This window comes from Paenibacillus typhae (assembly GCF_900099765.1).
Taxonomy (GTDB): Bacteria; Bacillota; Bacilli; order Paenibacillales; family Paenibacillaceae; genus Paenibacillus_AQ; species Paenibacillus_AQ typhae.
The window spans coordinates 109,055-135,184 of sequence record NZ_FNDX01000011.1; the positions used below are offsets into that span (position 1 = coordinate 109,055).

Genomic DNA, 26,130 nt, shown 5'->3' on the forward strand with positions numbered 1-26,130 from the left:
GCTGCCGTTGATTCTTGAATTACCCACTTGATTATTCCTTATCCGCAGGATAGCATAGAGGGAAATGTCTATATTTCATAGGATTAATTTCATTTGGGGAGTGTTGAGGAGCATGATCGTCCGAAGCTGGCGGTGGGCTGGATTGTGGTTGTTCTAGCCAGTCTGATTTTTGTGGTTACCCTGTTTTTTGTCATTTGGCAGCCGCGCGGCCTGTCCATTGGCTGGTCGGCCTGCGGGGGCGCGCTGCTGGCGCTGATCGCCGGAGTAGTAAGCTTTACGGATGTGCGGGATGTAACGCTGATTGTCTGGAATGCGACGCTGGCGTTTGTGGCGATCATTCTGATCTCACTTATTCTGGACAGAATCGGCTTTTTTGAGTGGGCGGCACTGCATATGGCGGCGGCAGCCCGCGGCAATGGTACGCTGATGTTCATTTATGTCATTGTGCTGGGGGCGGTGGTTTCGGCCTTCTTTGCCAATGACGGGGCTGCGCTGATTCTGACCCCGATTGTGCTTGCGATGGTAAGGGCGCTGAATTTTGATGAAAAAAAAGTATTTCCGTTCATCATCGCAAGCGGATTTATCGCCGATACGACGTCGCTTCCGCTGATCGTCAGCAATCTGGTCAACATCGTGTCCGCCGATTTCTTCGGCATCACCTTTATGCAGTACGCCGGGCGCATGCTGCTGCCTACCCTGTTCTCGCTTGGGGCCAGCATCGGGGTGCTGTATTTGTATTTCCGCAAAAGCATACCGGGGCGCTACGACGCCTCCCAGGTCAGGGAACCGCGTGAAGCGATTAAGGACCTGCGGATGTTCCGGCTGTCCTGGGCGGTGCTGGCGATGCTGCTGGCCGGGTATTTTGTGAGCGAGTTCCTGAGTATTCCGGTTTCGCTGGTTGCCGGTGTGATTGCGCTTCTCTTCCTCTGGATGGCCAGCCGGAGTCCGAATATCAAGACCATGGAAGTGGTCAAGGGCGCACCGTGGGCGATCGTTTTTTTCTCAATCGGAATGTATGTCGTAGTGTACGGCCTTCGTAATGTTGGACTGACCGATGTACTGGCCGATATCATCAGCAGGCTGGCCGGGCACGGGCTGTTCACGGCAACGATGGGCATGGGCTTCCTTGCTGCAATTATATCTTCTATTATGAATAACCTGCCGACCGTGCTGATCGGTGCGCTGGCTGTGGATACAGCAAATGCCGCAGGACTCATCAAGGAAGCACTTATATATGCCAATGTCATTGGCTCCGATCTGGGACCGAAGATTACCCCGATCGGTTCTCTGGCTACGCTGCTGTGGCTGCATGTCCTGTCCTCCAAGGGAGTGAAAATTTCCTGGGGCACCTATTTCAAGACCGGGATTGTCCTTACTATACCGACCTTATTCCTTACTTTATTAGGACTGTATTTGACACTGAAGCTGTTCTAGCGGCTGCAGCACGCACATCTCCTTCAAATTCAAAAAAACGGCCCGGACAGGTGATGTCCGGGCCGCTATTTTTTGCCTTCAGTCGGTCCTTTTCTCGTATCCGAATCCCGGATACTTTACAACAGGCCATTTGACCTTGCGCAGAGCATCCATCAGCCCGGCTCCGATATGCAGGTTGCTGCTGACCAGCTCATGCGGGGTTAATGCCATCCACTGGTTCAGGGAAACATCGGCGAACCGGTCGCTCTTGAACATTTCTAGAAACCATAACGTCTCTGTTCCGGTGTTCTGAATATAATGGCCCATGGCGAACGGCACATAGCCGACATCCCCGGCCCTGTAATTGAAGGTGCGCGCTGCGCCGTTGCCGCCGAACACGGTCATCCGGCCCTGGCCGCTCAGGTAATACTGCCACTCGTCGTTGTTCGGATGCCAGTGCAGCTCGCGCATTGCACCGGGCTCGATCTCGACCAGCGCCGCAGCGATGTTCCGTGAAATGGGGAAATTGGACGAATCGACAATTCGCACACTGCCTCCCGGTGTTTTGAGCGGGGGCTGGGCCAGCAGCCGGTGCTTGAAGCTCAGCGGAATCTCACCGTACGGAGATTGTACCTTCTGCTGCTCAAGTGCCCCGGGCACCTGGTCCTGATAAATGTACACCTGTTCCTTCGGGATACAGTCAAAAGCCGACTCAGGCACCCCGAAGTTAGCCGACAGTACTTCCTTTGGCGTATGGGCGAACCAGTCAGAGATGGACAACGTGTTGAGGTCGGAGAAGCTGCCGTCATCGAAGACCAGCAGAAATTCGCAGCCCTGCTCGAGCCCCTGGATGGAGTGGGGGATACCCGGAGGAAAATACCACAGGTCGCCGGGGCCTACATCAGCGATGAAATTGCGCCCGTTCTGGTCAACTGCAGTAATCCGGGCGCTGCCCAGCAGCATATAGGACCATTCCGCCTGCTGATGCCAGTGCAGCTCCCGGACGCCGCCCGGCGTCAGGCTCATGTTTACTCCGGCGAGCGTTGTAGCAACAGGAAGCTCCCGGACTGTAACTTCCCGCGACCAGCCGCCGTAGTTAAGCTGCATGTGGGCATCCGAGAAGGAAAACTTCAGGTTGGGAATAAGTCCGTTATCGGTGACGGGTGGGACGAACATATCGGGATTCTCCCGGTCACGCAGCACATCGCGCGGACCCAGATCCACATTGCCGGCGCCGTCGTTTCTGATGGGCTGGGGGATTGGCGCGTTACCTTTAAAGGGGGATTGTTCAGAATTCATAACGGCTCCTTTCCGGATTACAGGGCTTAATGTTTACTCTATATGATCTGTGGCTGCCGATTATGATTGTGATTGATGTCCGGCAGGATGTATGATTGGGTGTAGGCAGCGGAATATGGTATATTTCGTTCATACAAACACAGTGCAGCAGAAGGCAGGCTGCAACAATAGCAGAGAGCAGGTTCAAAACGAGATGACAACAGGTGAACAACAGAGATACCGCTTCAGCGAGGCCCCGATCTGGGAGCTGCAGCGTTCTTATTATGAACAGCTTGGCATGAAGGCGTGGAACAATGATCAGGTGCCTCAGTATATAACCAGCAATCCTATGATCGGAACGGCGTATGCGGAGATGATTTTCGGATTTTTACAGGACCGGGCCGCCAAGGGTGATACAGCTGAACCGGTAATTATCCTGGAGCTGGGGGCAGGGGCAGGCCGGCTGGCCTTCCAGACCCTTCAAAAGCTAAGTGAACTGATTGAGTATGCCGGAATACCGCTTCCGCCGTTCAAATATGTGATGAGCGATCTTCCGCTTCTGAATATTACCGGCTGGCAGCAGCATCCGCGGCTGATCCCATTTGTGGAGCAGGGAATTCTGGACTTTGCCCGCTTCGATGCTGTGGCGGACACGGAATTGAAGCTGGTACACAGCGGAGCGGTCATCCGGCCGGGTGATCTTGCACAGCCGCTGCTCGTTATCGCGAATTACTTCTTTGACAGCATTCAGCAGGAGCTGCTGTATGTGGACGAAGGCAACATTTTCGACTGCGAGGTGTCCCTGAAGTATCCGGAGCAGGCGGAGACCATGACTACTTCCGAAGTGCTCAGGGATCTTGTGCCGGAATATCATTATGTCCGTGCTGCTGCCTATGAAGAACCGGACTATCCGTTCCAGCAGGTCATTTCCTTTTACCGGCAGCAGCTTGAGGACTCGCATATCCTGTTTCCGGCTGCGGCGCTTTCCTGTATGGAACGGCTGGACAAGCTGTCCCGGGCAGGCTTTGTCCTGCTGACAGCAGATAAAGGGGACCACCGGCTGGAGAACTGGGAGTTCCTTGAGCCGCCGAAGCTGATGCATCACGGCAGCATCTCACTGACGGCGAATTATCATGCCATGCAGTATTACTTTGAGCAGAAGGGTGCACAGACACTGACGACTCCGCATCATTACAAGAATCTGAACGTAGTCTGCATGCTGATGCTGAAGGACCCGGATGCCCATGTGCAGACCCGGCTGGCTTACCGGCGGAGTGTTGAACGGTTCGGACCGGATGATTTTTTCAGCATGAAGCTGTGGATTGACAATAATTATGATTCCATGGGAATGCAGCAGATGCTGGCCTTCTGGCGGCTGGGCGGCTATGATGCCGAGCTGTTCATCCAGAGCGCGGAGCGGATCTCCGCCCTGCTGCCGGATGCCAACGACGAGGAACTGCTCGACCTGCAGCTGGGGATTCAGAAGATGTGGGACGGATATTATCCGATGCCGCAAAAATACGATCTGGCCCTGGACACCGGACTGCTGCTGTTCGAAATGGACCAGTACGGCGAATCGCGCCGGTACCTGGAGCTGTCACTGGCCGAGGGCGATGAGGAGCCGGTTGTAACTGTGCTGTACTGTCTGGCGATCTGCTGCTACGAGCTGGAAGATGATGCGGGTGCGCTGGAATATACCCGGAAGGCGCTGGTTATCGAGCCTGATCATGAGGAAGCGCTGGATCTGCTGAATGCGCTAAGCCAGGGCTGACAGCCGCTTTACAGCAATGGATTGATTTGTTATCCTATAGCCAATAATGAAACGCGATGATGAGAAGAGTAGATACGTGCAGTCCTTCACAGAGAGCCCCGGACGGTGAAAAGGGGCAGGGATAGCCGTATTGAACCAAGCCTCTGAGTGGCGTATCGGAACCGGCAGCCGGGGATGGTACGACAGGAGCTCCTGTTATAGAGCTAGAGTATAAGCCTTGCATCCGCAGCTCTGCGGACAATGCCGTACTTGATGAGATTAATATGGCGACATATTAATGAACCTGGGGTGGTACCGCGAGAATCTCGTCCCCAAGACTAATCAGTCTTGGAGGTGAGGTTCTTTTTTGTTAACCAGCAAACTTTAATAAGCGGAGATTTTACCCATTCACAGGAGGTTATTCGAATGAGAGAGCTATCTGCAGAAACCGGCACAACGTTAGACGATACGGCAGCTGCCGGTGAACATTTTATGGAAAAGCTGATCAGGGAAGACGTGGAGAGCAGAGTGTTCAGCAGGGACATCTGTACCCGCTTTCCGCCCGAGCCCAACGGCTATCTTCATATCGGCAGTGCGTTTGCCATCCATACCAACTATGACCTGGCCCGTAAATTCGGCGGTCATTTTCATTTGCGTTTTGACGATACCAATCCTTTAAAAGAGGACATGGAATACGTGCACGCGATCATCGAGGATCTGGAGTGGCTGGGTGCAAGCCCGGAGGGGCATATCTATTACGGCTCCGACTATTCGGAACAGATCTATGAAAGTGCAGTAACCCTGATCCGAAAGGGAAAAGCCTATGTCTGCGGGCTTGCGCCGGAAGAAGTGACTGCCTACAGGGGCACATTGACGCAGCCGGGAAAAAACAGCCCGTACCGTGACCGTCCTCTGGAGGAGAATCTGGCTTTGTTCGCCGGAATGCGGCAGGGCGATTACCCCACAGGCTCCATGGTGCTCCGGGCCAAAATCGATATGGGCTCGCCCAACATCAATCTCCGGGACCCTATTCTATATAGAATTATTCACGCGCCGCATTACCGGACCGGGGATGAATGGTGCATCTACCCGATGTATGACTTTGCCCATCCAATCCAGGATGCGATTGAGGGAGTGACCCATTCCCTGTGCTCGCTGGAGTTCAAGGACCACCGGCCGCTGTATGAATGGGTGCTGAATGAGCTGGATATTCCCGAGCCGCCGCGGCAAAGGGAGTTCGGCAGAGTCAACCTGACCGGAGTCGTTACGAGCAAAAGATACCTCCGCCAGCTGGTGGCCGGCGGCCATGTGGACGGCTGGGATGATCCGCGGCTGCCTACCTTACGCGGGCTGCGCAGAAGGGGCTTTACCCCGGAGAGCATCAAGCGGTTTGTGACCGAGATCGGGATGGTCCGAAGCCATTCGATGGTGGACTTTTCGCTGCTGGAGCATGTGCTGAGACAGGATCTGAAGGCCAGTGTTCCTGCGGTAATGGCTGTGCTAGAACCGCTCAAGGTAGTGATCACCAACTATACCGGACCGGAGACAGAGCTGCTGAGTCTGGATAACAACAGTGAGAATCCGGAGCTGGGGACAAGAGAGGCTCCTTTCAGCAGCGTGCTCTACATTGAACGTGAGGACTTCATGGAGCATCCTGTGCCGGGCTTCCGGCGGCTGATCCCAGGCGGTGAAGTGCGCCTGAAGGGGGCGTATATTATCAAGTGCAATGAGGTGATCAAGGACCCGGTGACCGGGGAAATCAGCGAGCTGCGCTGCACCTATGATTCTGAGACGAAGAGCGGCAGCGCCATGAGCGGGCGGAAGGTCAAAGGGACGATCCACTGGGTATCCGCCAGCCATGCGGTGCCCGCTGAGGTGAATTTGTATGAGCAGCTGCTGAAGGTTGGCGAAGGGCCGAAGGAGGAGAGCGAAGCTTGGGAGGATGTCCTCAATCCCGATTCCATCCGGACTTTGAAGCACTGTCTGGTCGAGCCCTATGTGCTCGAAGCGCTGGCGCTGGAAAGATTCCAGTTCATCCGCCACGGCTATTTTACCTCGGACAACAAGCTGTGCAGCCCTGAGCATCTGGTGTTCAACCGGATCGTACCGCTGAAGGACGGGTGGAAGGGGAGGAAGTAGGGCGGGAAGAGTATTTATGAAGCCTTTAGATGAACATACAGCTACAGTAGCTGAAACCAGCCTGATAAGAAGTGTTAAGTAATATGCATCATGGGGGCGGATGACGATGCTGTTTTTTTGACAGAGCGGTACTCGTTGTAACTAAGTGGAAATTCGTCACTTAATTCTTGTACAAAGTCGGCAACAACATATTTTCTCCACAAATAGCCTCTATACTGGGAGTATCAACTGAAATCCTGAAGGAGGCACAACGATGAATTGGTCCTGGCTGGTAACGCTGGTTTGTCCGCTGATGATGATTCTGATGATGTTCGGTATGCCCGGTGGTCATGGTAACCATCGCGGTCACGGGGGCCATACGAAGCGTAAGCATGTGGAGGAGCTGGAACAGGAGCTCCGCTTGCTGAAGGCGCAGAATGAACAGCTGCGTGCAGAAATGCAGAGTAGTACGCTATAGCGGAGATTTACTGTGGAATTGTATTGTGTAAGCGAATAAAGGGAGGCAGGCGCTGAGCCTGTCTCCCTTTGTTATGGCCCAAACCTACATAGAACAGGCCGGCGCATGAGGGTACTAGGCTTGAAGCTCACGGTTCCAGGAGATTAGCAGCTGGCCCTTTTTGCCTCCGGCTTCATTGGTCCGGTGGGCTTCTGCCACACCTTCGGCAGTGAACGGGAAGAACTGGTCTACATGTACTTTAAGCTTATGCTCCTGTACGCTGCGGATGAGGGAGGACCAGCCGGCGGAATCGGGGACGGCCTGAACAAACAGATTTTCGATCCCGCGGACCACCGGATTGTGTCTGACAGCCGGAGATACGAGCGACAAATACTTTCCTCCGTCCTTTAGCACAGCGAAGCTTCTGCTCTCCGTAGCCCCGCCATCCCGGACCATATCAAGCACAAGATCGACCGGCTGCATAACCTCGGCAAAATCTTCAGCCAGATAGTCGATTACTTCATCGGCTCCCAGCCCGCGGACAAATTCCAGATTTCCGGTACGCGCTGTAGCCACAACATAAGCCCCGTGCTGTTTGGCTAGTTGCACCGCGAGATGTCCTACCGCTCCTGCACCGGCATGAATGAGGACCCGCTCTCCGGCCTGTATATTTCCGTAACGGAATAAGGCCTGCCATGCAGTCAGACCTACGCCGGACAATGACGTTGTCTCCCCGAAGGTAAGGGTGTCAGGAATTACGGCCAGTGAGTGCTCATTTACTGCAATATAGTCTGCATAAGCTCCGCCAGTAAAAGAAAAACCAATCACACGGTCGCCCGGCTTGACCCGGGATACCCTTTTTCCCGTTTCTTGGACTACGCCTCCGATCTCCACACCAAGAATATGCGGAAACCGTACCGGAAGTGCTTCCCTGAAGGCGCCGGAACGAATCAGCTGATCTCCGGAATTGACGGTGGTTACGTGCATTTCGACAAGAACCTCATGATCCTGTAAGGCTGGCCGGGCCACTTCCTGCTCCTGGAGGACGCTGGCATTTCCGTAATCTGACATGACTATAGCTTTCATAGTTCCTCCCTAAGTTTTAAAAGATATGAATTGCGCTTCACGGGAAATATAATAATAGACGGCAACGATTTGCCCAAGTGCAGAACTGCACTTGTGTAATTAGAGGATTGGGGGAAACGGTATGAGCGCAGATAAGGGTTTGCAGAAAAAATTGCTGAAAGCAGCACTTGGGGAAGTCGAATCGTTACGTCTAAAGCGCCAGCGTAAATATAGCCTGCAGCCCCATCCGGCCTTGAAAAGATTCACTCAGCAGGAATTGAACGATGAGGCCTGCCAGACCTATAAAAATCTGCTGGTCGGCCGCTCACAACGCTTACCGGACCGCGAAACGATGCTGCGTATAGCGGAATATCTTGAATGCACCTTCGATGAGCGGAATGAGCTGCTTGCAGCAGCCGGTTATCTGCCCGTTCAGCCCGATATGCACGGGGAACTGGTGGAACAGGAGCTGGGGATAGCGCGGCAGCTGCTGAATACACTCGGCATGCCGGCAATGCTTGTAGCTCCAACCCTGGAAATTAAGGGAGCCAATGAGCTGTTTACGGATCTGTTTGATTTATCCCCTGAAGCCATCTCCGCAAATGAGATCAATCTGATGGATTTTCATTTCAGCGCTGAGCTGCCTGTCCGCTCCCGTGCCACATTTAGTAAAGATGCATATGCGCAGTGGGAAGCACATGCGATCAACGGTCTGCATGCGTTCAGGAGGAATCATCTGCTGTCCCGGTATGATGACTGGTATCAGAAGCTGCTGCAGAGACTGCATCTGCACGGCGGGGAAAAGTATTGGGGCATAAGAAATGATGATACCAAGCCGGGAGAGCCTTTATATAGATCCGTTCTTGCCAGAGTAAAAGGTACAAATGATCTTGTGCCGATCCGGTACAAGCAGATTTATCTCTCGGCCGGCAGCGGCCGGTTTCCGGGAATTGGAGTATTCCTGCCGGCGGATGAAGCGGCGCGTCATGTATTTGCATCTATAGGCAGTTCTGCTGATTACAGCCGGCTCATCTGAGCCGGCTGATCTTGATTGTAACGCCCCGGATCGTGTTAATTGTATCTATGTATGCAGCCGGAAAGCGAACCATGAAAATTACATTTACTTTTTTCAATATGAGGCATATAATAAGTATAAAATTAAAGTTGCATGAGGGAAACTTTAGTGGGTGACCACAAATTTTCGGTGTACAGACAACATTTCACGTATGCAGACAACATTTCGTGTATATAGACAACTTGGGGCGTAAGGAGGAACTAATATGATCGAGCAGACAGCTATGGAAAGACGCAACATTTTAAAGGCTAAACAAGCTAAAGTTTCGGCACAGGCCGTATTAAACGGAGATGTAAAAGGACTGAAGCGGCTGCTGCCGTTCCTGGGCCCGGCCTTTATTGCTTCAGTAGCATACCTGGACCCGGGCAATTTTGCCACCAATATTACGGCCGGCTCGAAATACGGCTATCTGCTATTGTGGGTAATCGCCGCTTCAAATCTGATGGCTGTACTGATCCAGGCGTTATCCGCCAAGCTGGGTATCGCAACAGGCAAGAACCTGCCGGAGGTGGCGCGGGAGCAGTTTCCGAAGGGGGCAGCCATCTTTTTATGGATTCAAAGTGAGCTTGTCATCATCGCTACGGATCTGGCGGAGTTTATAGGAGCAGCACTCGGACTATATCTGCTGTTCGGCATTCCGATGCTGCCGGCTGCATTGATTACGGCTGCAGGATCATTCGCTATACTTGAGTTGCAGCGGCGCGGTTACCGCAGTCTCGAGGCAGGAATTGCCTCGATGGTCATGGTCGTCGTCCTGGCCTTTGCCTTCCAGGTCATTATGGCGAAGCCGGATGCCGGGGCCGTGGTGGCGGGAATCTTCACTCCGGCGTTTCAGGGAGTAGACAGCGTGCTGCTGGCCGCAGGTATTCTCGGCGCAACCGTTATGCCGCACGCGATTTATCTCCATTCCTCGCTGACCCAGAGCCGGGTAGTGGGGGTAGACGAGAAGCAGAAGAAGCAGATTTTTAAGTGGGAAATGATTGATATTGTCATTGCGATGGTAATCGCAGGGGCTGTAAATATGGCAATGGTGATTGTATCCGCAGCCTTATTCTTCAAAAACGGGCTGGTGGTCGAAGATCTGGATGTCGCGTTCGAGCAGTTCAGCCATCTGGCCGGACCGGTTACGGCAATTGCCTTTGGCCTGGGCCTGCTGATCGCCGGCTTATCCAGCTCCTCTGTCGGCACAATGGCAGGAGATGTTGTCATGCAGGGCTTCATCAACAAGCGAATCAACCTGTATCTGCGGCGGGCGATTACGATTATTCCGCCGCTGGCGATTATCGCCTTAGGAATCAACGCGACCAGCGCACTGGTCATGAGCCAGGTCGTGCTGTCGTTCGGGATTGCCTTTGCCCTCATTCCGCTGGTCATTTTCACCAGCAACCGCAAGATTATGCACGGGCTGGTTAACCGCAGAATTACGACTATACTCGGCTGGATGATCTCGGCGCTGGTAGTAGCATTGAACCTATTCCTAATCGTAGAAATGTTCGTTTAAATACAGCCTGCAACAAAAAGCACCTTCCATTCCGCCTAAACGGGATTGAAGGTGCTTTTACATAGCGCGAAATTATTGCTTCACAATATCCTGCACCGCTTTATCCAGCTTCTCCAGCAGCTGGCCGCGGTCGATCTGCTCGCCGAGGTATTCCTGCATCGCAGCACCGAAGCCCTGGGTTACGCCGTCAGGGAACATATCCCAGTTCCAGCCGAGTGCGGTAGCTGATTTCTCCTGTACGGCAACGGCAACCTGGCCGATGTCGGCAGCGTCAGCAGCAATGTTCGTTTCTGCCGGAATGAATTTGAATTCCTTGGTCAGATATTTCTGGCCGGTCTCCGAGGTAACAAGCCAGTTCAGGAAGGCTTTTGCTTCCTCCGGATGTGCCGATTTGCTGTTCACGATATAGTTATTCGGTACGCCGACGAGGATCGTGCCTTCTTCATCATTGATCGGCAGCGGGAGGAGGCCCAGGTTCAGCGCCGGATCGATTTTGTCGATGTCTCCCTGTGTCCAGTTGCCCTGCAGCATCATGGCTGCTTTGCCGGAGGCGAATTCGGCAACCTGTGTAGCATAGTCGGTCGTCATTTTGTTGTCCTGGGCGTTGTCGAAGATCACATCAACAAGATCCAGCCACTGCTCGAATACGGCATTGCCTTTGATCGTCTGCGTGCCTGCCTTGACATCCTCAATGAACTGCTTCGGATCAGGCTGGTGGGCCAGGCCTACGTTAACGAGGTGAATCCCCATTGACCACCATTCATTAGTCGCTTCAAACGGAGTGATGCCGGCGGCTTTAAGCTTGGCGGCAGCGTCCTTAAGCTGGGTCAGCGTTTTAGGCTCTTCTGTAATGCCGGCCTGTTCAAACAGATCCTTGTTATAAATAAGTCCGTAGCCTTCAACGTTCATCGGCATCCCGTACAGCTTGCCGTCGACGGTGGCAGGCGCTTTGGCGGTTGGAATCAGATTGGCCGCCCAAGGCTGGTCGGACAAGTCGGTGGCGCGGTCCATGTAAGGGACCAGAGCGGTATAGCCGCCGTTGTTAAAGATTTCAGGTTCAGAGCCGGAAGCGATTTCAGCCTTCAGCAGAGCGCCGTAATCTTCACCGCCGCCGTGTGTTTCCACTTCAACCTTCACGCCGGTTTCCTTCTCGTATTCTTCGGCCAGTGCATTCAGCTGCTCGGCGATTTCAACCTTGAACTGGAACATTTTGATCGTCACATCTTTGGCGGGAGCCGCTGTTGCTTCAGCCGCAGCTGTCTCTTTTGGAGCATTGGTTGCTGCTCCGCCATTGCCCTCATTATTGCTGCTGTTGTTGCCGCACCCCGCTGCAATCAGAGTGCAAACGGTTGCCATAATCAACGCAAGCTTTCTTTTCATAGAATAACCTCCCTGGTCTGTGGTTCCTGCAACTAGATCGTATAGCATCCGGATGTTCACTTACACTTAATATTTTGCTCGAAAAAGTGGATATTGTTGCAGCCTATGATTATGCATGCGGTTATCCCTTAACAGAGCCGGCGGTTACACCTTCCACAATATAACGCTGCAGCGACAGGAAGAACAGCAGAATCGGCGTAATCGCCATCACCAGTCCCGCAAGCGCAAGGTCCCACTTTTTCGTATATTGCCCGAAGAATTTCGTCACGGCCACCGGCAGGGTAGTCAGGTCCTTGTTGCCCCCGATCACCAGCACCGGCAGCAGATAATCGTTCCAGATCCATAACGTATTGAGAATGATGACAGTAACAATGATCGGCAGCAGGAGCGGAAACACAATCCGGAAAAATACGCCGTAAGGATTCGAGCCGTCAACCCGGGCAGCCTCCTCAAGCTCATAAGGCACGCTTTTGATAAAGCCGTGGAACAGGAAGACCGACAGCGGCATGCCGAAGCCGAGATAACAGGCCACAATGCCGTACAGCTCGCCGCGCAGCTCCAGTATACTGGTCACCCGGACCAGCTGCAGCATCAGGGACTGAAAGGGAATAATCATCGCCGACACCAGCAGCAGGAACACAAAGCTGTTGAACCGCGACGGTTTTCTGACAATCTGGTACGCTGCCATGGAGCTGAACATTACGATGAAGATGACGCTCAGCACCGTAATGGATAAGGAATTCCAGAACGCCTGCGGAAAATCAATCGCATCCCACACCTTGGCGTAATTGTCCCAGTGGTAAACGGCAGGGAAGGACGCGGCATCGAGCAGGATTTCCTTGAGGCTTTTGACAGAATTGCTCAGCACCAGATAGAACGGCGACAGGAAGACGAGGGCTAGAAGAATAGCCGCGATTTCCAGTACAAAATGCTTCGGACGGTATCTGCTGGTATCCATTACGCCGACACCTCTTTCCGTTTGGTCACCCATACCTGGGTAACGGTAATCAGCGATACAGCTACGAAGAACAGCAAGGCCTTGGCGGTGCCAAGCCCGTAACGGTTGTTAATCAGCGCCTCCGCATAAATGTTATAGGCCAGCGACTGTGTAGAGGTTCCCGGTCCGCCTTTGGTCAGCGACAGGTTGAGGTCGAACATTTTGAAGGCGTTGGAGGTAGTCAGGAACAGGCAGATGGTGATGGCCGGCATGATCAAAGGAACATAGACACTGCGGAACAGCTGCGGGGCGCGGGCGCCGTCGATCCGGGCTGCTTCGATCAGATCCTTCGGAATTCCAGCCAGGGCCGCGATATAAATGACCATCATATAGCCGGCGGTCTGCCAGACAAATACGATGACAAGTCCCCAGAAGCCGGTGCCCGGTGTGCCCAGCCAAGGAAGCTGAAAGAACGAAATACCGGTAATCTCCCCGATCGTGGCGAAGCCTTTGGTAAAAATAAACTGCCAGATGTAGCCAAGCAGAATACCACCGATTACGTTTGGCATGAAAAAGATCGTCCGCAGCACCTTCTTGGTCTTCAGCGTGGTCATCAGCAGAAAAGCCAGCAGCAGCGCCAGCGCATTGGCCGCCACAACGGATACAACCGTGAAGCGCAGGGTGAAGAGCAGGGATTCCCAGAACTTGTCGTCATTCAAAAAAATCCGTTTCCAGTTGGCTGCGCCGGTCCAGACCGCTTTGTCCAGATCGAGCCCGTTCCAGTCCGTGGAGGAGTAATAGAAGCCAAGGAAGAAAGGCGTGACCACAATGGTCAGGAAGAAGAGCAGGCACGGTCCGAGGAACACGATTTGCTGGCCCCAGCCTCTTTGAAGCCGCAGAGCTTTTCTCATATGGAGTCTCCTTTTGTATAGTTATTCTACAGGTTCACGACTTCATTATAGAAAGCCTCCGGCGGCTTCAACACTCAATTTGATGCTTAGAAAAGTGGATTATATTGCAGCGCGCACCCGCAGAGCCGGAAAAAATTCATAGTAGCGCTGCGCACGAAACTCGGTGTATGCTGTCGTTGCGAAGATTGTAGTAAGTGAAAATGATAGCGTTCACACATGATAAGCGGATGTCGAATTTTTTCAGGAGGCCCTTCATGTTCAAAAACAGTATCCGCACCCGGCTGATGGCGCTTGTGCTGCTGGCCTCCGTGATTCCATCGGGAATCTCGGTTACGTTCTCCTATCTCTATACCAAGCAGTCGGTGACGGAGCAGTCCGTCAAACAGAATACGAAGCTGCTCACCCTCGGGGAGGGCAATCTCAGAAGCTATTTCAGCGGGATGAACCAGCGGGCGATGTCGCTGTACAGCGGAATCAATGTGCCGAGCTCCTTTTATACGACGCTTCTAACGGCCAAGGCTCCGGAGGATCTGCCGGAAGGTACGGCTGCGCCGGATACGCGGGCGGTTATATCAACCCAGCTCTACAATCTGTTCCTCTCCGATCAGAATACATTCCAGATTCACCTGTATGTCCGGGCATCCCGGCAGTCCAATCTGCTCCTTGGCGGGCTGTTCCGCCGTGAGTCCGGCAAGTATGTGCCTTCGGCTGTTCCGGGCGGGACCTACCGGCCGTTTCTCGAGGTAACTCATATGGATCACCAGTACGGGATGAAGTCCGGCTTTCCGAATTTAAAATCAGGGACGGTGCCGGTGTTTACCGCCCACTTTCCGCTATACCGTGCGCCCAGCGCCAATGTGCTGGCCGACCTGTCGGTCGACTTCCGGCTGGACGAATTGGAGGGGATCGCGAGGTCCATGTATAATTCCGGTACGGAACGCCTGTATGTGCTGAATGATCAGGGGCAGGCACTGTATTCGTCTGATCCGGAATGGGTCGGAAAGCAGGTGACAGCGGGCTGGAGCCGGCTTCCGCAGGGCAGTGAAAGCGGCCATTTCAGCTGGAAAAAGGACGGGTTTGCCGGGATTGTAATGTACCGGCATATCGATGCACCCCTGTTCAAGGGGAGCATTATCAAGCTGGTGCCATACGGGGACTTGTACGCCGATGCACGGATCATTACCAGATTCACCACCGGTATTGGCGTATTGTTTCTGATTCTGGGCGGTATCGTCGCAGTTGTAATTTCCATCGGCTTCACAAGACCGATCAAGAAGCTGATTGCCTTCACCCAGAAGGTGCAGATCGGCCAGCTGGATGCGCATGTGGAAGCCGAGAGCGAGGATGAATTTGGTCTTTTGACCCGCAAAATCACCGGCATGACCCGCACCATCAATGATCTGATCGTCAAGGAGTATAAGCTGGAGCTGGCCAACAAAACCAATCAGCTGAAGGCGCTGCAGGCCCAGGTCAATCCCCACTTCCTGTACAATGCCCTGCAGTCGATTGCCAGCCTGTCCCTGCGTTACAATGCGCCGAAGGTGTATGATCTTATCTACTCACTCGGCAGCATGATGCGCTACTCGATGAACACGGAGCGGACGCAGGTGCCGCTGCGTGATGAGCTGGAGCATGTGCAGAACTATGTCATTCTGCAGACCGAACGCTTTGGCGAAGAGAATCTGCGGCTGGATATTGAAACGGACGAGGCTATTTTAGAGGTTATCGTACCGAAGATGATCCTGCAGCCGATCGTCGAAAATATCTTCAAGCACGGTTTTGCAGATGGAATCCGTGAGGCGCTCATCAGAATCTCCTGCACACTCGATAAGCAGGGCAGGCTGATTCTTGCCGTCAAGGATAACGGCAAGGGGATTCCTGAGGCGAGGCTGGCGGAGATCGCCGCGGGACTGGCGCATAGCGGCGGCAATGAGCATGAAGCGATCGGCCTGTCCAACGTACTGGCCCGGCTGCGCCTGCAGATGAGCGGCCGGGCAGAGCTCCAGCTGCACAGCGAAGAGGGACAAGGGTTGACGGTTACACTGCTGATTCCGCTGGAGAGCTGAACATCATATACACAAAGGAGCGGAAGACGATGAAGGTACTGATCGTAGATGATGAGAAGCATGTGCGGGAGGCGATCCGCTATTTTGTGCCCTGGGAGAAGCATCAGATTGACGGCATCTTTGAGGCGACGAACGGGCAGGAAGCGATGCAGATTATGCAGGAGCAGCAGCCGGCGGTTGTATTCACCGATATGCGGATGCCGCTGATGGACGGTGCGGAGCTGCTGGAATGGCTGCACGGGCATTATCCGGAGACCAAGACGATTGTGATCAGCGGCTATCAGGATTTCAACTATGTGAAGCCGGCAATCGTCTACGGCGGGACGGATTACCTGCTCAAGCCCCTGAACAGCAGGCAGCTGATCGACGCGGCAGAGCATGCCTTCAAGCTGTGGCGGGAGGAGGAGGCGGAGCGGCAGCAGACCCGCAGCCGGAATATACAGCTGAATGTGCTTCGGCCGCTCTACTGGGACAAAATGCTTTCGGATCTGGTGACCGGCCATGCATCCTTTAATGAGCTGAAGCCGGCGCTGCACGAAGAGCTGGGCATGCCGGAGCATGCAGCGGGCTGCCGGGCTGCCGTCATCTCGCTGCAGCACAGCGGCTGCCGGCTGCTTCAGCGGTTCCACGGCGATGTCGGGCTGACCTCCTTCGTGCTGGCCAATGTCTGCAACGAGGTTATCACTGCCGAGAGATGCGGGTTCGCCTTCCGCAGCTGGCAGGCGGGTGCAGAGATTGTGATGCTGTTCTGGGCCGGCGTGACAGAAGCGGAAGCGCGGCTCCAGCGCATCAATGAGTCGGTCAGACAGGCATACGGAGTACAAATCGATATCGGGCTTAGCCGGGTTTGCGCTTTTCCGGAAGGTCTGCAGTCTGCCTTCCGACAGGCGCGGGAAGGGCTGAATGAACGCAATCTGCTGCAGCGCGAAGGACGGATTCACCTGTACAGGGAGCAGCAGGGGGATAGTGGATCTGAAAAAGACTACGCCCCGGATACCCTGTCCGAGAAGCTCGGATTAGCTGTATTATCCGGTGATATGGAGCGGATGGAGCGGGTTATTGCCGAGTGGGGAGAACGGCTGGGAGGGCTGCCAATGCTGACAGAGAGCAGTCTCATGCGCCAGCAGGAAGCGCTGTGTGCAGTCCTGCAGCGCTGGCGGCCGGAAGCGGAAGTCCGGCTTGAAACCTGCTATGACGAGGAAGGGCTCTTCTCAATTATGAACTGGCAGAATCAGCTCAAAGCCCTGCTGCGGCGTCTGGCTCAGGGAGGGGCGTCTACCCCGGACAACCGGCTTGTTCAGGACATCCGCGAGTACCTGGAGCAGAATTATGCCAAGGATATGACCCTGCAGCATATTGCCGAGCGCTTCTTCATCAGCCGCGAGAATGTATCGCGCAAATTCAAGCAGATCAGCGGCGAGAACCTGTCGGATTATTTAACGAACCTGAGAATCAGCAAGGCCAAGACGCTGCTGCATAATACGGGCCTGCGGCTGTCGCAGATCTCCGAGCTGGTCGGCTATGAGGATGAGAAATATTTCAGCCGCGTATTCAAAAAAGCCACCGGCCTGACGCCGCGCGAATACCGCAAGCAGTAGGCTGCTTGCGGTATTGTCTTGCCGGTTTTATTTGAAATAATCGGCCAGCCCGTCGGCGATGGCCTTGGCGGCTTTTTTCTGATAGCTGGAGGTGCGGACGATCGCCTCGTCATAAGGATTGCTCAGGAATCCCAGCTCTACCAGGGCAGCGGGAAGCCTGTTCTCCCGCAGAATATGATAATTGCCGTAGGACAATCCGTTGCTCTTGAGGCCGATCCCCTGCCCCAGCCGGTTCTCGATCGCCCGGGCCAGCCGCAGGTCATCCGATTCCGAATAGAAGAAGGTCAGCGTTCCCGATACATTCTTCGGCGAAGAATTGTAATGGATGCTGACAAAAGCATCTGCACCCGCCGAATGGCCGATCTGCACCCTCCGGGCGAGTGTAGGCTTCTGGCTTGCGGTTGTCCGTGTCATCCGGACCTCAGCGCCCTTGGCCGTGAGGTAATCCCGCACGTAAAAGGCTGTCTGCAGCGTCAAATCCTTCTCCATTGTGTTATAAGTAGTACCCAGCATGCCGGGATCGCTGCCGCCGTGTCCGGCATCAATAACGATCAGCTTGCTGCCGATCCTGCTTGCTGACTTGGAGCTTGTGCTTGCGGCGGATGCAGTGGTCACTCCGCTGGATGAGCCCCCGGCGGAAAGGTACTGGCCCGATACCCAGCCGACTTCACCTGCGGATGTGCGGATGCGCGCCCAGCCGTCCTGGCGGGCCAGTATGGTTACTTTATCATTGGCCTTCAGCGAGCCTGTCACGGCGTAGCCGGTGCCCGGGCCTCCCCTGATCCGCAGCGAATCAGCGGTTACTATGGCAGTACCGCTGCCGGTGGAGGATTTGGCCTGTGAGACGGAGGAAGAGGCTGCTGATGAAGCTGAGCTGCCCTCCGTCTTCTTGAGATAATACCCGGCTACCCAGCCGGTGAGGGAACCGGACCGCACCTTCATCCAGCCGTGCTGCTCATCGGTTACCGTAACGGTTGCCCCGTTTTTCAAAGAGCCGACAGCTGAAGCCCCTGCGGCAGGCTCGCTCCGCACAGTAAGTGAACTGGCGTATACCTTTGCTGTATAAGACGCCAAAGCGTCCGCCTGGCTGCCCGTAAGGAGGGCACCAGTTGCGATGCCAGCCAGCAGTATTGCTTTATGTATGCTTTTGATCATATGAAGCCTCGTTTCCCCGGGTAATTAAAATCCTATTACCCGTTTCATCGGCAGAGGAACGAAATTTGTTTAAAAACTTAAGAAAATGAGGCTCTGTTCCTAGATGGAATGCAGATATATAATTATTACAGATCGGGAAAATAACAAAGGAGCGCATCCGTGACCAGACCAAAATGTTTCATTGGATCATCGAGAGAATCCATCCGTTATGCAAGGGCGATACATGAGCAGCTGAAGCGGGAGGCCCAGGTAACCCCCTGGTATGCCAATGCTTTCCGGGCAAATGAATATACGATGGAGGCGCTGGAGCGGCATCTGGACGAAAGCGATTATGCCGTCTTTGTCTTCTCGCCTGATGATGTGGCCCTGATCCGCGGCAAATATTATTATGTGACCCGGGATAACACCCAGTTTGAGATGGGGCTGTTCTGGGCCCGGCTGCGCCGCAGCCGTGTATTCTGTCTGCTGCCGGACCGGATCCAGCCGCGCAGCGATCTGATTCCCGGTACCAACGTGGAGGAATATCACCTCCTGTCGGACCTGGCCGGGCTTACGCCGCTGGAATACGAATGGCAGCATGAGAATCCGGTGGCGGCTGTCGATGTCAGCTGCGGGAAGATCATCGACAGCATTCATGAGCAGGGAGTATACAGTGACCCGCACAAGGAATTAGCGCAGCTGAAGCTTGAACTCAGGCGGAAAGAAAGTATCCTTCATTTCTTTTGGCAATATAATAGTAATGTGGCCGGACCTGATGCAGCAGAGAAATATCAGGCGCTTAGCGAGGCTGTCCGCAACTCCTTCGTGCCGCCGGAGCAGTGCCGGGTAATTGGCGCCGCCTTGTGGCGGGCCAGCGGGGAGGAAGGGCTGAAGCAGGTCGGCGGCAATGTAGGCCGCGGGCATGTCTATCCGTTTACGCCGGATGAAGAGAATCAGGAGAAACGGCCCGGGGTAATGGATGCCTTTTTGCGCCGGGAATGGACCTTTTTTCAGCGGACGGAAGTTGCGGAGGTCTATATCCTATGCTATCCTTTAGGTGACAAGCATGTCCTTTCTGTCCATTTTTCGGGCAATGACGGGCTGTCGGCCGAGGACTTGAAGGCAGCCGTCAGGTATAACCGCGATTTGTTCCGTACCGTCAATCATTTAGTGGGAGGGGACTAGAGCATGAAGAACATGAAGGGTGTAGTCAGTCTTTCTGGCGCTGTCCGCCGGTCCGCAGGCGGGAGCTCAGGCACAAGCCGCAGCAGAGGCAGGAAGAACGGCGGCCGTACCGCCAGACCTTTTGCAGCGTCCGATCACGTGTACCTCGCACCGTCCGTAAACGGCGGGGATGAGGAGTACAAGAAGCTGGTCAGCGGTAAGGTCGATAACAAGAAGCCATCATTCGCATAAATTCAGTCAGTTAAACCCTAATTGGCCAGTTCAGGCTCCCGGAGATCCGGGGGCCTTTTTTTGATTTGTGGGGGACTAGCCAGCCTCCCCTGGGCGGGCAGGAAGGAAAAGCCGAAATCGAAGGCACTTTTGCCTTTGAATCGGCCCGTCAGGCCGAAAAAGCCAAAATCAAAGGCCTTTTTGCCTTTGAATCGGCCCGTTAGGCCCGATTAGCCAAAATCAAAGGCATTTATGCCTTAGAATCGGCTCGGTAGGCCCGATTAGCCAAAACCAAAGGCCTTTTTGCCTTAGAATCGGCCCGTCAGGCCCGATTAGCCAAAATCAAAGGCACTTTTGCCTTTGAATCGGCCCGTCAGGCCGGAAGAGCCGAAATCAAAGGCATTTATGCCTTTGAATCGGCCCGTTAGGCCCGATTAGCCGAAATCAAAGGCACTTTTGCCTTTGAATCGGCCCAACCGCTGGAGCTACTCCGGACGTGCTGTGCCTAACTAAGCCGCCGTATAGCTTCATCGGCGGCAGTTTCCGGTGCTGCACCGGCTTTTTCCCTATTCCGGGTATGCAGATGCTTCTGACGCGCCACCAAGAGCAGTCCCGAGCCGGTCAGTGTAATGACCGCCAGCAGTCCGAACACAGGCCAGGCCGCCTGGAAGCCGAACCGCCCCAGCAGACCTCCCCCGACAAGCGGGCCGCTGATCGTCCCAAGCTTCACAATCTCCGTACAGCCGAAGTACAGGCCTTTATTTTCTGCAGAAGACAGCTCATCCACCAGGGCATCAAACCGTGCACCGATCAGCAGCTCACCCAGACTGAATACGAGAATGAATAACAGCAGCGGAAGGTAAGCGGCAGGAAAAAGAAAGAACAGAAAGCTGAGTCCGAGCAGCAGATTACTGAGCAGCACCACGTTGAACGGATTCCAGCCGGATATCAGGCGCAGCACAGCAAACTGGGCAGCGAGGATCACAATGGCGTTCGCCGACAGCAGGATGGAGTATAACCGGGTACCGTCCGCAAGCATAGCAGTGTTCGACAGATACTGGGAGACTGTTCCGTTCAGCTGCGAATAGCCGAAGTAGGAAAAGCTCATGCCCGCGACCAGCAGCAGGTAGACATAATCTTTGCGGATCACAGAGAGGGCCTGCAGGCTGCGGACGCTTTTGACCGGAACGTGAACCGGGGGATTAGCAGCAGAAGAAGCATTGCGGAAAAATAAAGTCGTGGAAGCCCCGTACAGAATATACATGCTGCCGAGGATAACGTAGGGGAACAGGGTCATTTTCATATTGAACAGCAGGCTGAGCAGAGGTCCGGCAAAGCAGCCGACATTAATCGCCGTGTACCGCAGATTGAATACAAGCAGACGGTGCTCCGGGAGGGATTCAGCGGACAGCACCTTTTTGCTGGCTGGTTCAAAGAGCGAGTAACACAGGCCGTTCAGGGCATTCAGCACCAGGAAGCTCCAGAAGCCGCCGGCAAAATAAAAAAGAATAAACACTGTTCCCCAGACGAGGGGCGTGTACAGGAGGATTCTGCGGAGCGGAAGTTTATCGGCGAGCGCGCCGCCCAGCCAGCTGAAGGCTACACCCGCCAGCGGATTCACTGCGAGGATCAGGCTGGTGGGCAGGAGCGGGATGTGCTTTTGACTCATCAGAAAAATCGACAGATAAGGAACGCTCATGAACAGGGCCGTTCTCGTAAAAAGAGTCCCCGCCAGAATATTCCACACCCTGCTGTTCAGCTGCCGTGCTATACGCAAATTCATCGTTACTTTCCCCCTGAAATGAGTATTTTCTTTGCGCCGAGTGTAGCATATAATGGAAATTATTCTTGAAAAATGTGCCGGATACTCACACGGGGCGGAGGGGACAAGCGATGTTTCTCGGCAAAACGATCGGGCAGATCCGCAGGTCAAAAGGAATTAACCAGGCCGTACTGGCCGGCGGCATCATGAGCCGCTCCAACCTTTCGCGCTTTGAAGGCGGGCATTATTACCCTGGCTACGACAAGCTGATTCTGCTGCTGGACAAGCTGGAGATGTCGCTGGAGGAGCTGCTGTTCCTGCATCAGGACAATGCCCCGCAGGTGAAGCGGACGCTACATCTGAGCCTGACTGAGGCGGGGAACCGCTACGATTTCGACCGGCTCAGGGCGGTCAGCCGCGAGTGCCGCTCCATGTATGAGTCTACACAGACTGAAGCCTACTATCACCTGTATCTGCTCGGGCAGGGTGTGCTGATCCAGCATCAGCAGGCCGACGAAATCAGCACACTGCCTGAAATTGCGGCGTACATCAAACCGTATTTGCTTGGCGTAGACAGATGGTACCTGTACGAGTTCAAGCTGCTGAACAATTTTTTGTTCACACTGAGCAGCAGTGATGCGGTTTTTTTCGGCCTCAGGGGAGCGAAGGAATTTGACAGATATCAATCTTTTCCTGAGAGCAGGACAGTCCAGCAGCATTTGCTGCAGAACCTCTCGATCCTGTGCCTGAAGGAGCGCAATTATGAGCAGAGCCTGCTGTTTCTTGAGCAAGCGCTGCCGTTGGCCGACAAAACCCATCTGCTGTACGATAAAATCATCACTTTGATCTATTACGAGCTTGCTTTGCTCTGTCTGAAACGGAAGGACAGCACGGCTGAAATGAAGGTCTATCTGAATATCCTCAGACAGCTTGAATTCGAAGACAGCTACGTGGCTATGCTCAAGGTGTGCCGCGGACATCTGGGGAAGGGTTGGAAGTGACCGGTGAACAATAATCTGCTCTATGCGATAAGAAAAGCTGCACCGTCCAGGGTGGTTGGACAGTACAGCTTTTTTGGTCTGTTATTGTGGGGGCTGGAGCGAAGAAGGGATGCTAGGCGATGAAGCTCAGCTGTTCTTTTTGGCGATCTCCCGGCGCACAACCGGAGCAACCTCTGTGGCAAGCAATTCAATGGCTGTAGCCACCTTGCTGTATGGAATACCGCCGATGTCGAGCTGGGTCATGAAGCGGTTATGGCCGAACAGCTCATGCTGGTACAGGATCTTCTCAATAATCTGCTGGGGGCTGCCGACAGCCAGCGTATTGACCGGGGAGACGAAGCGGCCAAAATCACTCCGGGACACCCGGTATTCCTGTCCAGGGTGCGGGCTGATGGCGTTGCGGTAGCTGTAATAGTAAGGGTAGTATTCATCGACCGCCTGCTGTGAGGTTTTGGCGATGTAGCCGTGGCTGGTGATGGCGATCTTCAGGTCTTCAGCTGCATGTCCGGCTTCAGTACCGCTTCGCCGGTAGGTGGCGGCAAGGTTCTGGAACGGCTCAGGGCTGCCGCTGAGAATAGCAATGGCCATCCCGATGCCCAGCCGTCCGGCCTGCTCGGCGCTTTCGGGAGAGCCGCCGATGCCGACCCAGAGCGGAAGCTTCGGCTGCAGTGGACGCGGGGCGATCTCCGCGTTCTTCAGCGGCGAGCGGAAAGAGCCGTTCCAGCTCACGACCTCATGCTTGTTCAGCTCCAGCAGCAGCTCCAGATTCTCGGCGAACAGCTTCTTGTAGTCCTCCAGATCATATCCGAACAGCGGGAAGGACTCCAGAAAAGCTCCCCGTCCGTTAATGATCTCCGCCCGTCCGCCTGACAGCAGATCCAGCGTGGCGAAATCCTCGAAGATCCGTACCGGATCAGCGGTGCTCAGCACCGTGGTTGCGCTGGTCAGCTTAATCCGCTTGGTCACCTGGGCAATGGCCGCAAGCACAACCGGCATGGAAGAGATGACAAAATCCAAGCGGTGATGCTCCCCAACACCAAAGACGTCAAGGCCGGCTTCATCCGCAAGCTTGCCTGCGGCAATAACCTCCTGCAGCCGCTGCTGCGGGCTGATCCGCTGCCCGGTGTGGCAATCGGCCACCAGGTCGCCCAGTGTATAGATGCCAAACTCGAATGCCGGAGCAGTGTCCGGCTGTACCTTGTTAATATTAGTCATAAATACAGACCCCTTATATCTTGGAATAGTTGTCACGCTTCCGTTATACATAACATACGGATTATTATAACATAACAACTTACAAAATGTAAGTTTATGAGTAAATGTTTCTCTTGTCTTTTTGACAAGCGTATTACCGGCAGCATTCTGCCCTGTTAAACCCTTTACTATTCAAATTAAATTATGTCTTTTTGTTGACAGACCTGCGGATAGGTGATATTTTAAATGCACAAATTCAAATTGTTTTACTTTGAATTACATTGGCCGACTGTACAAACAGAGGTGCCCGTGCTATCCAGCGCGAGGTCCCTCTGTTTTTTTATTGCAATAAAAATACCGGCTGAACGATAGGTCAGCCCACACACCTGAAGGAGGAACCGAGATGGGAGAGGTAATGCTGTCCATTGCACAGCTGAACAAAAGCTTTGATACCGCCGGAGGACAGGTAAAGGCGCTGCATGAGGTAAATCTCGACGTGCAGCAGGGGGAGTTCATCACCGTGATCGGCCCGAGCGGCTGCGGCAAAAGCACGCTGCTGCGCATCGTCGCCGGACTCGATACCGGCTATACCGGCAGTGTGACGCTGGAGGGGCAGACTATTGGCGGTCCCGGCATAGACAAAGGGTTTATTTTTCAGGAGCACCGGCTGTTTCCGTGGCTTACCGTTGAGAAGAACATTGCTTCGGATCTGCCGCTCAGCCGGCAGGATGTCCGGCAGAAGGTGGATGAGCTGATTGAGCTGGTGAAGCTGACCGGCTTCGAAAAAGCGTACCCCCGTGAGCTGTCCGGAGGAATGGCACAGCGGGTGGCGATTGCCAGGGCGCTGCTGCGGAATCCGAAAATCCTGCTGCTCGATGAGCCGTTTGGTGCACTTGATGCCTTTACCCGGGCGCATATGCAGGCGGTGCTGCTGGAGATCTGGCGGAAGAACCGGACAACGATGATTTTTGTAACGCATGATATTGATGAAGCCGTATTTCTTGGAAACAGAGTAGTTATTCTGGAGCCGCGGCCGGGCAAAATCCGCAAAATCGTGCCGGTTGACCTGCCGTATCCGCGTAAAAAGACAACCACCTCCTTTCAGGAGCTGCGCCTTAGGGTTCTGAATGTTTTTGAGAAGGTAGAGGAGCTGGAGTTAACGGACGGGGCGGGAATTTAGGGGGTTTCGGTGGCCTTGAAAATGGCTAAGCTGGGGAGTTCCACTGTCTTATATCCGACTTAATCTATGAGAATTATTAACTATAAGTATAAAGGGGGCGTTTAATATGAGCAACCAGGCTGTGGCCGCAGGCTCAGCCGGTAAACCCGGAAAAGCGGTTATTGCCGGACTCGGCCTGCTGCTGCCGGGAAGCCTGCTGATCTCGTGGCAGCTGCTGGGCCATTACGGGATTTTATCCGAAATGCTGTTTCCGACACCTTATACCATTGCCCAATCGTTTATTTCACTGGCTGCCAGCGGCGATCTGTGGAGCCATTTCCGGGTCAGCGCAGTAAGAGCCTTCTCCGGATTTCTGCTTGGCGGGGGGCTGGGGCTGCTGCTGGGCATTCTGGTCGGACTGTTCCGCAGGTCGGAGCGGCTGCTGGACCCGTCGCTCCAGATGATCCGGATGATTCCGAGCCTGGCCGTGGTACCGCTGTTCATCCTCTGGTTCGGAATCGGTGAGGAATCCAAAGTGCTGCTGATCGCAAAGGGTGCATTCTTTCCGGTGTATATCAACACCTTCATGGGCATCCGCGGCACGGACAACAAGCTGTTCGAGGTATCCAGGGTGCTCGGCTTCAGCCGTCTGCAGCAGGTGCTGCGGCTGGTGCTGCCGGCGGCGGTCCCGAACATTATGCTCGGTGTGCGCCTGTCGCTGGGATTGTCCTGGCTGGGGCTGGTGGTGGCAGAGCTTATCGCATCGACTTCGGGTATCGGCTATATGATGTCCGACGCCCGCCAGTTTGCCGATACGCCGGTTGTATTTGTCGGAATTATTGTGTTTGCCGCGGCAGGGCTGCTTAGCGATACGGTTGTCCGCCTGATTGAACGGCGGCTGCTGAGATGGAAAGACAGCTATCAAGGATAGGGGGA

22 protein-coding genes and 1 other annotated feature are annotated in these 26,130 nt (G+C 54.3%); of the genes, 14 read left to right on the plus strand and 8 right to left on the minus strand.

The features are described 5' to 3' along the window. Positions 1–93 precede the first annotated feature (93 nt). Positions 94–1,434: an arsenic transporter gene (locus tag BLR64_RS12415; protein WP_415841023.1), complete on the plus strand. Its 1,341-nt coding sequence runs from the start codon at positions 94–96 to the stop codon at positions 1,432–1,434. 78 nt (positions 1,435–1,512) lie between these two features. Here the strand turns inward: BLR64_RS12415 and BLR64_RS12420 are convergent, their stop codons facing one another. Then, complete coding sequence (locus BLR64_RS12420) at positions 1,513–2,712, minus strand: oxalate decarboxylase family bicupin (protein ID WP_090714512.1); 1,200 nt, start codon at positions 2,710–2,712, stop codon at positions 1,513–1,515. A 193-nt stretch (positions 2,713–2,905) separates the two neighbouring features. On the opposite strand from BLR64_RS12420, the gene BLR64_RS12425 reads away from it, so the two are divergent. From BLR64_RS12425 to BLR64_RS12435, 3 genes are all read left to right on the plus strand, one after another. Next, entirely contained in the window at positions 2,906–4,462 is a 1,557-nt protein-coding gene (locus BLR64_RS12425) for a tetratricopeptide repeat protein (RefSeq protein ID WP_090714598.1), read from the plus strand. 47 nt (positions 4,463–4,509) lie between these two features. Next, positions 4,510–4,778: a binding site (T-box leader), on the plus strand. Between the two features lie 89 nt (positions 4,779–4,867). Beyond that, a complete protein-coding gene (locus tag BLR64_RS12430; RefSeq protein WP_090714514.1) occupies positions 4,868–6,580 on the plus strand; it encodes a glutamine--tRNA ligase/YqeY domain fusion protein in 1,713 nt (570 codons plus the stop codon). A gap of 253 nt (positions 6,581–6,833) precedes the next feature. Continuing rightward, positions 6,834–7,037, plus strand: coding sequence for a DUF2933 domain-containing protein (locus tag BLR64_RS12435; protein WP_090714516.1), 204 nt, complete (start codon positions 6,834–6,836; stop codon positions 7,035–7,037). Between the two features lie 114 nt (positions 7,038–7,151). Here BLR64_RS12435 and BLR64_RS12440 read toward each other — a convergent pair whose 3' ends face one another. Next, positions 7,152–8,102, minus strand: a complete 951-nt coding sequence (locus tag BLR64_RS12440) for an NADP-dependent oxidoreductase (RefSeq protein ID WP_090714518.1) — start codon at positions 8,100–8,102, stop codon at positions 7,152–7,154. Between the two features lie 121 nt (positions 8,103–8,223). Here BLR64_RS12440 and BLR64_RS12445 point away from each other — a divergent pair, with 121 nt between their 5' ends. Next, positions 8,224–9,117: an MmyB family transcriptional regulator gene (locus tag BLR64_RS12445; RefSeq protein ID WP_090714519.1), complete on the plus strand. Its 894-nt coding sequence runs from the start codon at positions 8,224–8,226 to the stop codon at positions 9,115–9,117. Between the two features lie 262 nt (positions 9,118–9,379). Further along, positions 9,380–10,657, plus strand: coding sequence for an Nramp family divalent metal transporter (locus tag BLR64_RS12450; RefSeq protein ID WP_090714600.1), 1,278 nt, complete (start codon positions 9,380–9,382; stop codon positions 10,655–10,657). A gap of 72 nt (positions 10,658–10,729) precedes the next feature. Here the strand turns inward: BLR64_RS12450 and BLR64_RS12455 are convergent, their stop codons facing one another. From BLR64_RS12455 to BLR64_RS12465, 3 genes are all read right to left on the minus strand, one after another. Beyond that, positions 10,730–12,037 carry an ABC transporter substrate-binding protein gene (locus BLR64_RS12455; protein ID WP_090714521.1) on the minus strand — a complete coding sequence of 436 codons (1,308 nt, stop codon included), beginning with the start codon at positions 12,035–12,037 and terminating at the stop codon, positions 10,730–10,732. Positions 12,038–12,158: 121 nt separating this feature from the next. Beyond that, complete coding sequence (locus BLR64_RS12460; protein WP_090714523.1) at positions 12,159–12,995, minus strand: carbohydrate ABC transporter permease; 837 nt, start codon at positions 12,993–12,995, stop codon at positions 12,159–12,161. Next, positions 12,995–13,885 carry a carbohydrate ABC transporter permease gene (locus BLR64_RS12465; RefSeq protein ID WP_090714525.1) on the minus strand — a complete coding sequence of 297 codons (891 nt, stop codon included), beginning with the start codon at positions 13,883–13,885 and terminating at the stop codon, positions 12,995–12,997. The genes BLR64_RS12460 and BLR64_RS12465 overlap by 1 nt, the downstream gene beginning before the upstream one ends. 254 nt (positions 13,886–14,139) lie before the next feature. Here BLR64_RS12465 and BLR64_RS12470 point away from each other — a divergent pair, with 254 nt between their 5' ends. Together BLR64_RS12470 and BLR64_RS12475 are read left to right on the plus strand one after the other, a co-directional pair. Next, positions 14,140–15,951 carry a sensor histidine kinase gene (locus BLR64_RS12470; RefSeq protein ID WP_090714526.1) on the plus strand — a complete coding sequence of 604 codons (1,812 nt, stop codon included), beginning with the start codon at positions 14,140–14,142 and terminating at the stop codon, positions 15,949–15,951. A 29-nt stretch (positions 15,952–15,980) separates the two neighbouring features. Then, positions 15,981–17,549 (plus strand): response regulator, encoded by a 1,569-nt coding sequence (locus tag BLR64_RS12475; RefSeq protein ID WP_090714528.1) that lies wholly within the window; start codon positions 15,981–15,983, stop codon positions 17,547–17,549. Between the two features lie 27 nt (positions 17,550–17,576). On the opposite strand, the gene BLR64_RS12480 is transcribed toward BLR64_RS12475, so the two are convergent. Then, a complete protein-coding gene (locus tag BLR64_RS12480; protein ID WP_090714531.1) occupies positions 17,577–18,704 on the minus strand; it encodes an N-acetylmuramoyl-L-alanine amidase family protein in 1,128 nt (375 codons plus the stop codon). Between the two features lie 159 nt (positions 18,705–18,863). On the opposite strand from BLR64_RS12480, the gene BLR64_RS12485 reads away from it, so the two are divergent. The 3 genes from BLR64_RS12485 to BLR64_RS30310 all read left to right on the plus strand — a co-directional run bounded on the left by BLR64_RS12485 (position 18,864) and on the right by BLR64_RS30310 (position 20,302). Next, positions 18,864–19,868: a TIR domain-containing protein gene (locus tag BLR64_RS12485; RefSeq protein WP_090714533.1), complete on the plus strand. Its 1,005-nt coding sequence runs from the start codon at positions 18,864–18,866 to the stop codon at positions 19,866–19,868. Between the two features lie 3 nt (positions 19,869–19,871). After that, positions 19,872–20,099 carry a hypothetical protein gene (locus tag BLR64_RS12490; protein ID WP_090714534.1) on the plus strand — a complete coding sequence of 76 codons (228 nt, stop codon included), beginning with the start codon at positions 19,872–19,874 and terminating at the stop codon, positions 20,097–20,099. A 65-nt stretch (positions 20,100–20,164) separates the two neighbouring features. Continuing rightward, on the plus strand, positions 20,165–20,302 hold the full coding sequence (locus BLR64_RS30310; protein ID WP_167360659.1) for a hypothetical protein: 138 nt from the start codon (positions 20,165–20,167) through the stop codon (positions 20,300–20,302). A gap of 281 nt (positions 20,303–20,583) precedes the next feature. Here the strand turns inward: BLR64_RS30310 and BLR64_RS12495 are convergent, their stop codons facing one another. Then, a complete protein-coding gene (locus BLR64_RS12495) occupies positions 20,584–21,861 on the minus strand; it encodes an MFS transporter (protein ID WP_090714536.1) in 1,278 nt (425 codons plus the stop codon). A 110-nt stretch (positions 21,862–21,971) separates the two neighbouring features. Here BLR64_RS12495 and BLR64_RS12500 point away from each other — a divergent pair, with 110 nt between their 5' ends. Next, on the plus strand, positions 21,972–22,841 hold the full coding sequence (locus BLR64_RS12500; protein ID WP_090714537.1) for a helix-turn-helix domain-containing protein: 870 nt from the start codon (positions 21,972–21,974) through the stop codon (positions 22,839–22,841). A gap of 126 nt (positions 22,842–22,967) precedes the next feature. Here BLR64_RS12500 and BLR64_RS12505 read toward each other — a convergent pair whose 3' ends face one another. After that, complete coding sequence (locus tag BLR64_RS12505) at positions 22,968–24,056, minus strand: LLM class flavin-dependent oxidoreductase (RefSeq protein WP_090714539.1); 1,089 nt, start codon at positions 24,054–24,056, stop codon at positions 22,968–22,970. A gap of 382 nt (positions 24,057–24,438) precedes the next feature. Here BLR64_RS12505 and BLR64_RS12510 point away from each other — a divergent pair, with 382 nt between their 5' ends. Beyond that, positions 24,439–25,215: an ABC transporter ATP-binding protein gene (locus BLR64_RS12510; protein ID WP_090714540.1), complete on the plus strand. Its 777-nt coding sequence runs from the start codon at positions 24,439–24,441 to the stop codon at positions 25,213–25,215. Positions 25,216–25,321: 106 nt separating this feature from the next. Beyond that, entirely contained in the window at positions 25,322–26,125 is an 804-nt protein-coding gene (locus BLR64_RS12515) for an ABC transporter permease (protein WP_090714542.1), read from the plus strand. Positions 26,126–26,130: the final 5 nt, after the last annotated feature.

What these genes read in the sequence shown, in the direction of transcription:
- BLR64_RS12420 (WP_090714512.1), bottom strand. Translation starts at nt 2,712, where the DNA reads ATGAATTCTGAACAATCCCCCTTTAAAGGTAACGCGCCAATCCCCCAG.
- BLR64_RS12425 (WP_090714598.1), top strand. Translation starts at nt 2,906, where the DNA reads ATGACAACAGGTGAACAACAGAGATACCGCTTCAGCGAGGCCCCGATC.
- BLR64_RS12430 (WP_090714514.1), top strand. Translation starts at nt 4,868, where the DNA reads ATGAGAGAGCTATCTGCAGAAACCGGCACAACGTTAGACGATACGGCA.
- BLR64_RS12435 (WP_090714516.1), top strand. Translation starts at nt 6,834, where the DNA reads ATGAATTGGTCCTGGCTGGTAACGCTGGTTTGTCCGCTGATGATGATT.
- BLR64_RS12440 (WP_090714518.1), bottom strand. Translation starts at nt 8,102, where the DNA reads ATGAAAGCTATAGTCATGTCAGATTACGGAAATGCCAGCGTCCTCCAG.
- BLR64_RS12445 (WP_090714519.1), top strand. Translation starts at nt 8,224, where the DNA reads ATGAGCGCAGATAAGGGTTTGCAGAAAAAATTGCTGAAAGCAGCACTT.
- BLR64_RS12450 (WP_090714600.1), top strand. Translation starts at nt 9,380, where the DNA reads ATGGAAAGACGCAACATTTTAAAGGCTAAACAAGCTAAAGTTTCGGCA.
- BLR64_RS12455 (WP_090714521.1), bottom strand. Translation starts at nt 12,037, where the DNA reads ATGAAAAGAAAGCTTGCGTTGATTATGGCAACCGTTTGCACTCTGATT.
- BLR64_RS12460 (WP_090714523.1), bottom strand. Translation starts at nt 12,995, where the DNA reads ATGGATACCAGCAGATACCGTCCGAAGCATTTTGTACTGGAAATCGCG.
- BLR64_RS12465 (WP_090714525.1), bottom strand. Translation starts at nt 13,885, where the DNA reads ATGAGAAAAGCTCTGCGGCTTCAAAGAGGCTGGGGCCAGCAAATCGTG.
- BLR64_RS12470 (WP_090714526.1), top strand. Translation starts at nt 14,140, where the DNA reads ATGTTCAAAAACAGTATCCGCACCCGGCTGATGGCGCTTGTGCTGCTG.
- BLR64_RS12475 (WP_090714528.1), top strand. Translation starts at nt 15,981, where the DNA reads ATGAAGGTACTGATCGTAGATGATGAGAAGCATGTGCGGGAGGCGATC.
- BLR64_RS12480 (WP_090714531.1), bottom strand. Translation starts at nt 18,704, where the DNA reads ATGATCAAAAGCATACATAAAGCAATACTGCTGGCTGGCATCGCAACT.
- BLR64_RS12490 (WP_090714534.1), top strand. Translation starts at nt 19,872, where the DNA reads ATGAAGAACATGAAGGGTGTAGTCAGTCTTTCTGGCGCTGTCCGCCGG.
- BLR64_RS12495 (WP_090714536.1), bottom strand. Translation starts at nt 21,861, where the DNA reads ATGAATTTGCGTATAGCACGGCAGCTGAACAGCAGGGTGTGGAATATT.
- BLR64_RS12500 (WP_090714537.1), top strand. Translation starts at nt 21,972, where the DNA reads ATGTTTCTCGGCAAAACGATCGGGCAGATCCGCAGGTCAAAAGGAATT.
- BLR64_RS12505 (WP_090714539.1), bottom strand. Translation starts at nt 24,056, where the DNA reads ATGACTAATATTAACAAGGTACAGCCGGACACTGCTCCGGCATTCGAG.
- BLR64_RS12510 (WP_090714540.1), top strand. Translation starts at nt 24,439, where the DNA reads ATGGGAGAGGTAATGCTGTCCATTGCACAGCTGAACAAAAGCTTTGAT.
- BLR64_RS12515 (WP_090714542.1), top strand. Translation starts at nt 25,322, where the DNA reads ATGAGCAACCAGGCTGTGGCCGCAGGCTCAGCCGGTAAACCCGGAAAA.